The 12,041-nt window shown below is 71.8% G+C and carries 2 protein-coding genes and 1 pseudogene; all 3 read right to left on the reverse strand.

Annotated elements, in window-relative coordinates; genetic code table 11:
- Window positions 1–45: 45 nt before the first annotated feature.
- Window positions 46–111 (reverse strand): annotated as a pseudogene (locus tag ACFQVD_RS15170) (KR domain-containing protein); the annotation flags it as partial.
- Window positions 89–400 carry a KR domain-containing protein gene (locus tag ACFQVD_RS15175; protein ID WP_386368532.1) on the reverse strand — a complete coding sequence of 104 codons (312 nt, stop codon included), beginning with the start codon at window positions 398–400 and terminating at the stop codon, window positions 89–91. The gene ACFQVD_RS15175 and the pseudogene ACFQVD_RS15170, both read right to left, overlap by 23 nt.
- Window positions 348–12,023: an SDR family NAD(P)-dependent oxidoreductase gene (locus tag ACFQVD_RS15180; RefSeq protein WP_386368534.1), complete on the reverse strand. Its 11,676-nt coding sequence runs from the start codon at window positions 12,021–12,023 to the stop codon at window positions 348–350. The genes ACFQVD_RS15175 and ACFQVD_RS15180 overlap by 53 nt, the downstream gene beginning before the upstream one ends.
- Between the last annotated feature and the right edge of the window lie 18 nt (window positions 12,024–12,041).

The following is a 12,041-nucleotide window of genomic DNA, read 5'->3' on the forward strand; positions in this document are numbered from 1 at the left end:
CAACCCCCACGCCAGCGACAACCCCGGCAACCCCTGCGCCCGACGCCGCGCCATCAACGCGTCCAACCACGCATTCGCCGCCGCATAGTTACCCTGACCCGCACCACCCATCAACCCCGGCCAGCGAGGAGAACACCACGAACCCCGCCAGATCCATCCCCTGGGTCAGCTCGTGCAGATGCCAGGCCGCGTCCACCTTCGGCCGCAACACCCCATCCAGCCGCTCCGGCGTCAACGAGGCGATCGTCCCGTCATCCAGGACTCCGGCCGCGTGGATCACCGCGGTCAGCGGATGCCCGGCAGCCACCCCGGCCAGCAGGCCGGCCACCGCGTCCCGGTCCGCCATGTCACAGGCGGCGACCGTGACCTCGACCCCGTGCGCGATCAGCTCGGCCCGCAACTCCAGCGCGCCGGGAGCGTCCAGACCCCCTGCGGCTGACCAGCAGCAGATGCCGCAGCCCGTGCTCGGCCACCAGATGCCGAGCCACCTCCGCACCCAGACCACCCGTCCCACCGGTGATCAACACCGTGCCCTCCGGGTCCCAGACCCGAGGCATCGTCAGCACGATCTTGCCCGTGTGCCTGGCCTGGCTCATGAACCGGAACGCCTCCCGGCCCCGGCGCACATCCCACGCCGTCACCGGCAACGGCCGCAGCTCACCGGCGGCGAACAGCTCCATCAGCTCGGCCAGGATCTGCCGCAACCGCTCGGGCCCGGCGTCCAGCACGTCGAACCAGTGGTACTCCAGCCCGGGGAACTGCCCCTGGTCGCGAATGTCGAGCTTGCCCATCTCGACGAACCGGCCACCCGGGCGCAGCAGTCGCGCCGAGGCGTCGATGAACTCACCCGTCAGCGAGTTCAGCACCACATCGATGCCCCGCTCGCCGCAGACCGCACGGAACCGCTCCTCGAACTCCAGGGTGCGCGAGGAGGCGATGTGGTCGTCCGGGATGCCCATCGAACGCAGCACCTCCCACTTGGCCGGGCTCGCCGTGGCGAACACCTCCACGCCCAGCCGCTGCGCCAGCTGGATCGCCGCCATCCCGGTCCCGCCGGTACCCGCGTGCACCAGCAGCGACTCACCTTCCCGCAACCCGGCCAGGTCCATCAGCCCGTAGTAGGTGGTGAGGAACGACACCGGGATCGTCGCGGCCTGCTCGTAGCCGACCCCATCGGGGATCCTGGTCAACCCGCCGGCACCGGTGACCACCACCGGGCCGAAGCCGCCCTCGGTCAGGCCGACCACCCGGTCCCCCGGACGCAGATCCTCGACGCCGGGGCCGACCTCCAGCACCACCCCGGCGGCCTCGCCGCCCATCAGGCCGACCCTGTCCTGGAACCAGCCCAGCGCGTTCAACCCGTCCAGCAGGTCCCGGAAGTTCACCCCCGCCGCACGCACCGCCACCCGCACCTGCCCGGCCTCCAGCGGCTCGATCGCCTGCGGGAACGGAAGCAACTCCAGCGCGTCCAGACTGCCCTTGGCCCGGCTGCCCAACCGCCACGGCACCCCGGCCGGCGGCAGCAGACCCGCCCCCGAGGCCAGCGACGCCAACCGCGGCACCCGCACCCCACCGTCACGCACCGCCACCTGCGGCTCGCCGGAAGCCAGCACCCCGCCCAGCAGCGTGGGAAGCGCGGCCCTCGGCGCACCGGGCGAGGTCTCATCCGCGCCCGGGTCCGGGTACTCGTCTCCGTACTCACCTGGGCCCAGATCGACCAGCGCGAACCGGCCCGGGTTCTCCGACTGCGCGCTGCGCACCAACCCCCACACCGCCGAGGCCGCCAGATCGGTGACCGCCTCACCCTCACCGGCCGCGACCGCGCCCCGGGTAACGAACACCAGACGCGAGTCACTGAACCGCTCGTCGGCCAGCCACCCCTGCAACAGACCCAGCACCCCGGCCGTCACCGCACGCGCCGAGGCCACCGCGTCCTCGGCAGAATCGGTCACCACCTCGGCCAGCACCGTCCCCGGCACCGGCCCCGCCTCGCCCAACACCGACAGATCATGGTGAACCGGCACCGACTGCCCAGCCGACTCCCACACCGCCGCGAGGCCCAGGGCGTCCGGCTCGAACCCCGAGAAACCGACCACCGCCACCGGCGCCGGATCAGCCACGGAAATCTCGGAAAGCGGGGTCCAGTCCAGCCGGAACAGCCCATCCCGCTCCGCCACCTGACCGCCGCCGACGGCGAGCTGATCAGGTGTGAACGGGCGCAGCACCAGCGAACGCGCCGACAGCACCGGCTCGCCCGCGGTGTCCACCGCAGTCAGCGACACGGCGTCATCGCCCGTCCGGAGCAGTCGCACACGCAGCATCGCCGCCCCGGTGGCCTGCAGGTTCACCTGCCCCCAGGAGAACGGCAACCGGCCGCCCTCGACCGGCTCCAGCCCGGCGAACGGCACCGCGTGCAACACAGCGTCCAGCAACGCCGGGTGCATCCCGAACGAACCCGCGCTCGACACCGTCTGCTCGGGCAGCGCGACCTCGGCGAACACCTCGCCGCCGGCGCCGCGCCAGGCCGCCCGCAGCCCTTGGAACACCGGGCCGTACTCGAAGCCGCCCGCGGCCAGCTCCTCGTACACCCCGTCCAGCCCGATCGCGGTCGCGCCGGCCGGAGGCCAGACCGTCGCGTCGAACGGCTCGGCATCGGGAGCACCGGTGACCGGGGCCCCGACGGCCAGCATGCCGGTGGCGTGCCGCACCCACGGCACGTCGTCGACGGCCTCGGCCGACCGGGCATAGATGTTCACGCTCCGGTGGCCCGTCTCCTGCGTGGCGCCCACCCACACCTGCACCGCGACGGCTTCGCCCTCGCCCAGCGTCAGTGGCGCGGTCAGGGTCAGCTCCTCCACCACGTCACAACCGACCTGGTCACCCGCCCGGATCGCCAGCTCAAGGAACCCGGTACCCGGGAAGATCACCATCCCGGCCACCGCGTGATCGGCCAGCCACGGATGCGACGAGAGCGACAGACGGCCGGTCAGCAGCACCCCGTTGGAGTCGGCCAGGCCCACGGCGGCGCCCAGCAGCGGATGTCCCGCCACCGCCAGCCCCGCCGCGGCCACATTCCCCACCTGGGAACCCGCCCCCACCGGCCAGAACAGCTCATGCTGGAAGGCGTACGTCGGCAGATCCACCCGCCGGCCGCCGGCCAGCACCTGCCGCCAGTCCACCGCCACACCACGTACGAACAGCTCCGCCGCCGAGACCAGCACCCGCTCCAAGCCGCCATCGTCGCGGCGCAACGTCCCGGCGACCACCGCGACGGCGTCGGTCTCGTCGACACACTCGCCGATGCCGACCGTCAGTACGGGGTGCGGACTCACCTCGACGAACACCCGATACCGCTGCTCCAGCAGCTGCCCGACCGCCGGAGCGAAGGCGACCGTGCGGCGCAGGTTCTCACACCAGTACCCGGCCTCCAGCTCCGGACCCTCCAGCCACTGACCGGTCACCGTCGACAGCATCGGCACCCGCACCGGCCCCGGCGCCACCCCCGCCAGGACCTGGGCCAGCTCATCGCCGATCAGATCCACCTGCGCCGAATGCGAGGCGTAATCCACCGCGATCCGCCGCACCCGCACGTTCTCAGCGGTCAGCCGCTCGACCAGCTCCTCCACCGCCGCGACCTCACCGGCCACCACCACCGAACTCGGGCCGTTCACCGCCGCCACCGACACCCCCTCCAGCAAAGCGGCCCCAACCCGCTCCACCGACGCCGCCACCGACGCCATCGCCCCCAACCCCGCCAACCGCTCACCGATCAACCGGCTGCGCAACGCCACCACCCGCGCCCCGTCCTGCACCGACAACGCCCCGGCCACCACCGCCGCCGCGATCTCACCCTGCGAATGCCCCACCACCGCATCCGGACGCAACCCCAACGACTCCCACACCGCCGCCAGCGACACCATCACCGCGAACGACACCGGCTGCACCACATCCACCCGCTCCAACCCCGGAGCACCCTCCACCTGACGGACCACCTCCAGCAACGACCACTCCACGAACGGCTCCAACGCCGCCGCACACTCCGCCATCCGCCCCGCGAACACCGCCGACTCCTCCAACAACCGCGCACCCATCCCCACCCACTGCGCCCCCTGACCCGGGAACACCCACACCGACCTACCGTCGATGTCCGCCACCCCGGACACCACCCCGGGCACCGACTCACCCGCGGCAACCGCCCCCAGCCCCGCCAGCAGACCCGCACGATCCCCGCCGACCACCACCGCACGGTGCTCGAACACCGACCGCGACACCACCAGCGACGACCCCACATCCACCGGGTCGAACTCGCCGGCCGCCTCCATCTGCGCACCCAGACGGCTCGCCTGCTCACGCAACGCCTCAGGGGTCCTCGCCGACACCACCCACGGCACCGCACCCGGCGTCTGGCCCTGGTCACGCGGCTCCGCCTCAGGAGCCTCCGGCCCCTGCTCCAAGATCACATGCGCGTTGGTGCCGCTGATGCCGAACGAGGACACACCCGCCCGACGTGGCCGGTCCACCTGAGGCCAGGACCTGGACTCGGTCAGCAACTCCACCGCGCCTTCCGACCAGTCCACATGTGACGACGGCTCATCCACATGCAACGTCCGGGGCAGCACGCCGTGCCGCAGAGCCATGACCATTTTGATCACGCCCGCCACACCGGCCGCCGCCTGGGCGTGCCCGAGGTTCGACTTGATCGACCCCAGCAGCAGCGGACGGTCCTCGTCCCGGTCCTGCCCGTAGGTGGCCAGCAGCGCCTGCGCCTCGATCGGGTCACCCAGCGTCGTCCCGGTACCGTGCCCCTCGACCGCGTCCACCTCGGCGAAGGACAGGCCCGCGCCGGCCAGCGCCTGGCGGATCACCCGCTGCTGCGAAGGACCGTTCGGCGCGGTCAACCCGTTTGACGCACCATCCTGGTTCACCGCCGAACCCCGCACCACCGCCAGCACCTCATGACCGTTGCGCTGCGCGTCCGACAACCGCTCCAGCACCAGCATCCCGACGCCCTCGGCCCAGTTGACCCCGTCGGCCGCGTCCGCATAGGACTTGCACCGGCCGTCACCGGCCAGCCCGCCCTGCGCGCTGAAGTCGATGAACGGCCCCGGGTTGGCCATCACGGTCACGCCACCGGCCAGCGCCAGCGAGCAGTCGCCACCGCGCAGCGCCTGCGCCGCCAGGTGCAACGCCACCAGCGAGGACGAGCAGGCGGTGTCCACCGTCACCGCCGGGCCCTCCAGCCCGAAGGTGTAGGAAAGGCGACCGGTCGCCACGCTTCCGGCGGTGCCGGTGCCGACGAACCCCATCACCTCCGGCGGGAACGACACACTGGTCGCGTAGTCGTGGTACATCACACCGGCGAACACACCGGTACGGCTGCCGCGCAGCGACGCCGGGTCGATTCCGGCCCGTTCGATCGCCTCCCAGGACGTCTCCAGCAGCAGCCGCTGCTGCGGGTCCATCGCCAGCGCCTCACGCGGCGAGATCCCGAAGAACCCCGGGTCGAACTCCCCGGCCTCGTGCAGGAAGCCACCCTCACGGACGTAGCTGGTGCCCCGGCGCTCCCGATCGGGGCTGTAGAAGGCCGTCGGATCCCAGCCCCGCGTGGTCGGGAACGGCGAGATCGCGTCCGCCCCCTCGGTGACCAGCCGCCACAGGTCCTCCGGCGAGGTGACCCCACCCGGGTAACGGCAGGCCATGCCCACGATCACGATCGGGTCGTCGGCCACCGGCCGGACCTCGGTGGGAACCATCACATCGGCGTGCTCACCGAACAACTCGGCCAGCAGGAACTCCGCCAGCACGGCCGGCGTCGGGTAGTCGAACACCAGCGTGGCCGGCAACCGCAACCCGGTCGTACCGTTCAGTCGGTTGCGAAGGTCCACCGAGGTCAACGAGTCGAACCCCAGCTCGCGGAACTCCCGCCGCACCTCCACCGTCTCCGGCGAGACGTGCCCCAGCACCAAGGCCACCTCGGTACGCACCAGATCCACCAGGACCTCGGCACGCTCGGCCGCTGTGAGCGGAGCCAGCCGCTGCAGCAATGTGCTGGCCGCCTCCGACCTCCCGGCGGACCGGCGCCTGCCCCGCACCAGCTTGCGCAGCAGTGGCGGAACCTCGCCCTGTGCGCGGAGCACCGGCAGATCCAGCCGGACCGGAGCCACGACCGGTTCGCCGGAACGGGTCGCCGCCTCGAACAAGGCGACGCCCTGTTCCGGTGCGATCGGTGGCGTACCGGCACGGGCCAGCCGCTCCATGTCGTCATCGCTCAAGGTGCCGGTCATCCCGCTGTCCTGAGCCCAGGCACCCCAGACCAGCGACAACCCGGGCAGCCCCGCGGTCCCGCGGTGCTGGGCCAGCGCGTCGAGGAACGAGTTGGCCGCGGCGTAGTTGCCCTGACCGGGAGCTCCGATCACGCCCGCCACCGACGAGAACACGATGAACTCGGCCAGATCCATATCCTGGGTCAGCTCGTGCAGGTGCCAGGCGGCGTCCACCTTCGGCCGCAGCACCGCGTCCAGCCGTTCCGGCGTCAGCGAGGGAACGGTCCCGTCGTCCAGCACGCCCGCGGTGTGGATCACCGCGGTCAGCGGATGGTCGGCATCGACCTGCGCCAGCAGCGCGGCGACCTGCTCCCGCTCCGCCACGTCACAGGCGGCGACCGTGACCTCGACCCCGTGCGCGATCAGCTCGGCCCGCAACTCCACCGCACCCGGGGCGTCCAGCCCCCTCCGGCTGGTCAGCAGCAGATGCCGCACACCCCGCTCGGCCACCACATGCCGCGCGAACAGCGCGCCCAGACCACCGGTGCCACCGGTGATCAACACCGTGCCCTCCGCATCCCAGCGCCGGGGCATGGTCAACACGATCTTCCCGGTGTGCCTGGCCTGGCTCATGAACCGGAACGCCTCCCGGCCCCGGCGCACATCCCACGTCGTGACCGGCAACGGCCGCAGCTCACCGGCGGCGAACAGCTCCATCAGCTCGGCCAGGATCTGCCGCAACCGCTCGGGCCCGGCGTCCATCACGTCGAACCAGTGGTACTCCAGCCCCGGGAAACTCCCCCGCTCACGGATGTCCAGCTTGCCCATCTCGACGAACCGGCCACCCGGGCGCAGCAGTCGCGCCGAGGCGTCGATGAACTCACCCGTCAGCGAGTTCAGCACCACATCGATGCCCCGCTCGCCGCAGACCGCGCGGAACCGCTCCTCGAACTCCAGGGTGCGCGAGGAGGCGATGTGGTCGTCCGGGATGCCCATCGAACGCAGCACCTCCCACTTGGCCGGACTGGCCGTGGCGAACACCTCCACGCCCAGCCGCTGCGCCAGCTGGATCGCCGCCATCCCGGTCCCGCCGGTACCCGCGTGCACCAGCAGCCGCTCACCCGCCCGCAACCCGGCCAGATCCATCAGCCCGTAGAAGGCCGTCAGGAACACCACCGGGATCGTCGCCGCCTCCTCGAACGAGAACCCATCGGGAATCCTGGTCAATCCGCCGGCACCGGCGACGACCACCGGGCCGAAACCGCCCTCGACCAGACCGACCACCCGGTCCCCCGGACGCAGATCCTCGACGCCGGGGCCGACCTCCAGCACCACCCCGGCGGCCTCACTGCCCATCAGGCCGACCCTGTCCTGGAACCAGCCCAGCGCGTTCAACCCGTCCAGCAGGTCCCGGAAGTTCACCCCCGCCGCACGCACCGCCACCCGTACCCGCCCGGCCTCCAGCGGCTCGGCCGCCTGCGGAAACGGAAGCAACTCCAGCGCGTCCAAGCTGCCCTTGGCCCGGCTGCCCAACCGCCACGGCACCCCGGCCGGCGGCAGCAGACCCGCCCCCGAGGCCAGCGACGCCAACCGCGGCACCCGCACCCTGCCCTCACGCACCGCCACCTGCGGCTCACCGGAAGCGAACAGCGTGGACAGCATTTCCGGCAGAGCCGACAGCGACTCCTGGTGTTCATCCACGTCGACCAGCAGGAACCGGCCCGGGTTCTCGGACTGGGCGCTACGCACCAACCCGCATGCCGCAGCGGCCGGCAGATCCGACACCACCTCTCCGTCTTCGGCCGCGACCGCACCCCGCGTCACGAACACCAACCGTGAATCGCGATACCGATCGTCGACCAGCCACCGCCGCAGCGCGTCCAGGACGTGCGTGGTCAGCTTGTGCGCCGAGCCCACCACGGCATCGGCCGAATCGGAGAGCACTTCGGTCAGTACGACGCTCGGCACCGTGTCCGTGTCCTCGAACTCCAGCGTGCCGAGGCTGACCACCGCCACCGCCGACGGCGCGGTATCGGCCGCCGGCGCCACCCGCGCCGACGGCAACGCCGTCCACTCCACCCTGAACAGTGGGTCCCGCTCGCTTCTACGGCCACTTTCGCCGGTGGCCGCCGTGATCGGGCGCAGTACGAGTGACCGCGCCGTCAGTACCGGTTCACCCGCCACGTCGGTCACCGCCAGCGAGACGGCATCGCCCTCGGTCCTGGCCAGTCGTACCCGCAGTGCCGACGCGCCACCGGCGTGCAGACACACCTCACCCCAGGAGAACGGCAACCGGCTCCCCTCGGTGTCGTCCAGCCCGGCGAACGTCACCACGTGCAACGCCGCGTCGAGCAGGGCCGGATGCACGCCGAACGAACCGGCGTCCGACTCAAGCCGGGTCGGCAGGCTCACCTCGGCGAAGATCTCGTCATCACGCCGCCAGGCCGCCCGCAGGCCCTGGAACAGTGGCCCGTAGCTCAGTCCGCCCTCGGCGAGCTGGTCGTACAGCCCGTCCAGCTCGATCGCGGACGCGCCCGCCGGCGGCCAGACTTCGGGATCGAGTCGCTCAGCGGTCTGGCCGCCGGCGGCTAGGACTCCGACCGCGTGCCGTACCCACGGCTCGTCGTCGGCGGCCTCGGCGGGCCGGGTGTAGATGCTCAGGTCGCGTCTGCCCGACTCGTCCGCGCCCACCCACACCTGCACCGCGACGGTGTCGGTTTCGCCCAGTACGAGCGGCGTCGCCAGGGTGAGCTCCTCCACCAGGTCGCAGCCGACCTGGTCACCGGCCCGGATCGCCAGCTCCAGGAACGCGGTGCCGGGGAACAGTACCCTCCCCCCCACGGCGTGATCGGCCAGCCATGCCTGGGACCGCAACGACAGCTGGCCGGTCAGCAGTACGCCGTCCGAGGCGGCAAGCGCCACAGCGGCGCCCAGCAGAGGATGCCCTGCCGCGGCCAGCCCCAGGTTCCGGGCGTCGCCCACCCGCCGTTCGCGGGGCCAGTACCACTCGTGCTGGAACGGGTAGGTGGGCAGGTCGACCCGGCGCCCGCCCGGCAGCACCGATCGCCAGTCGACCGGCACCCCGTGCACATGCAGCTCGGCCAACGCCGTCATCACCGCCGTGTGCTCGTCGCGGTCCTTACGCAGTACCGGCACGAGCACGGCATCCGAGACGCGCACCTCCGCGTCGTCGGCAAGGGTGTCGGCGGCCATGGCGGTGAGCACGCCGTCGGGGCCCAGCTCCAGGTAGGCCCGCACGCCCTGGTGGTGCAGGGCCCGGACGCCGTCGGCGAAGCGGACCGCGCCGCGCACCTGCTCCACCCAGTAGTCCGGCGAGCACAACTGCTCGTCGGTGGCCGGTTCCCCGGTCAGGGTCGAGACCACCGGGATCTGCGGCGGGTCGTAGGTCAGGGTGCGGGCCAGGGCCCGGAAGTCCTCCAGCATCGGATCCATCAGCGGCGAGTGGAACGCGTGCGACACCCGCAACCGCTTCGTCCGCACCCCGCGCTCCTCCAGAGCGGCGGCGACCTCCAGCACCGCCTCCTCCACCCCGGAGATCACCACCGAGGACGGGCCGTTCACCGCCGCGACCGACACCTGGTCCTCGCGCCCGGCCAGCAGCTCGGCGACCTGCTCCTCGGCGGCCCGCACCGCCACCATCGCCCCACCGGACGGCAACGCCTGCATCAACCGCGCCCGCGCCGCGACCAGCGCACAGGCGTCCTTCAGGGACAGCACCCCGGCCGCATGCGCCGCGACGATCTCCCCGATCGAGTGGCCGGCCAGCACATCCGGCACCACGCCCCACGAGGACACCAACCGGAACAGCGCCGTCTCCACCGCGAACAGCGCCGGCTGCGCCCACCCGGTCCGATCCAGCGCCTCCGCCTCGGCCGTACCCGGCCCGGCGAACAGCACCTCGCGCAACGACCCGTCCAGCAGCGGGTCCAGCTCCGCGACCACCTCGTCCAAAGCTTGCGCGAACACCGGGAACCGCTCATACAGCTCCCGGCCCATCCCGGCCCGCTGACTCCCCTGGCCGGTGAACAACACCGCGAGCTCCGGCTGCGCCCCGGCCACCCCGCGCACCACACCCGCGCCCGGCAGGTCCTCGACCAGCGAACCCAGCCCGGCCAGCGCACCATCACGGCCATCGGCCAGCACCACGGCCCGATGCTCGAACGCCGACCGCGTCGTGGCCAGCGAGAACGCGGTGTCGGCCAGGCCCGGACCAGGCTGACCGTCCAGGAACGACACCAGCTGCTCGGCCTGCGCTCGGAGTGCCCCCGCCGTACGGCCCGACACCAGCACCGGTGCCACACCCGTGGCCGCGTCCGCCGGTGCCCGCTCCTGCGTACCTGGCTCAGCGTCAGGGGTTCCCGGGCCCTGTTCGATGATGACGTGCGCGTTGGTGCCACTGAAACCGAACGACGACACACCCGCCCGCCAGGGCCGGTCCACCTGAGGCCAGGACCTGCTCTCGGTCAGCAACTCCACCGCGCCGGCCGACCAGTCCACATGCGACGACGGCGCGTCCACATGCAGCGTCTTGGGCAGCACCCCCTGACGCATCGCCATGACCATCTTGATCACACCCGCCACACCCGCGGCGGCCTGAGTGTGACCGATGTTCGACTTCACCGACCCCAGCAGCAGCGGCCGATCCTCCGGCCGGTCCTGGCCATAGGTGGCCAGCAGCGCCTGCGCCTCGATCGGGTCACCCAGCGTCGTACCGGTACCGTGCGCCTCGACCACGTCCACGTTGGCGGGAGTGAGCCCGGCGCCGGCCAGCGCCTGGCGGATCACCCGCTGCTGCGAAGGACCGTTCGGCGCGGTCAACCCGTTGGACGCACCGTCCTGGTTCACCGCCGAACCCCGCACCACCGCCAGCACCTGGTGCCCGTTGCGCTGCGCGTCCGACAGCCGCTCCAGCACCAGCATGCCGATGCCCTCGGACCAGCTCGTGCCGTCGGCCGCGTCGGCGAACGGCTTGCATCGTCCGTCGCCGGCCAGCCCGCCCTGGGCGCTGAAGTCAATGAACATTCCGGGCGTGGCCATCACGGTCACGCCTCCCGCCAGGGCCAGATCGCACTCGCCCGAGCGCAGCGCCTGCGCGGCCAGGTGCAACGCCACCAGGGAGGACGAACAGGCGGTGTCCACCGTGACCGCCGGGCCCTCCAGGCCCAGCGTGTAGGCGATACGCCCGGTGGCGATGCTTCCGGCGGTCCCGGTGCTGACGAAGCTCCTCACGTCCAGCGGGAACTCGACGCTCGGCCCGTAGTCGTGGTAGATCACACCGGCGAACACGCCCGTGTGGCTGCCGCGCAGCGAGACCGGGTCGATCCCGGCCCGCTCGAAAGCCTCCCACGACACCTCAAGAAGGAGCCGCTGCTGCGGGTCCATCGCCAGCGCCTCACGCGGCGAGATCCCGAAGAACCCCGGATCGAACTCCCCGGCCTCGTGCAGGAAGCCACCCTCACGGACGTAGCTGGTGCCCCGGCGCTCCCGGTCCGGGTTGTACACCACCCCGAGGTCCCAGCCACGCGACGTCGGAAACTCCCCGATTCCGTCCCCGCCCTCGGCCAACAGACGCCACAGGTCCTCGGGAGAGTTGACATCACCCGGAAAGCGGCACGCCATCGACACGATCGCGATCGGATCGTGCCTGCCCGACTCAACCTCCTGAAGCCGCCGACGAGTCTCCCGCAGATCAGCTGCGACCGACTTGAGGTAGTCAACGAGCTTCCGGTCTTCCGACATCGGGGCGTACCTCCGAAG

This window comes from Streptosporangium amethystogenes subsp. fukuiense, assembly GCF_042665875.1.
Lineage (GTDB): Bacteria > Actinomycetota > Actinomycetes > Streptosporangiales > Streptosporangiaceae > Streptosporangium > Streptosporangium fukuiense.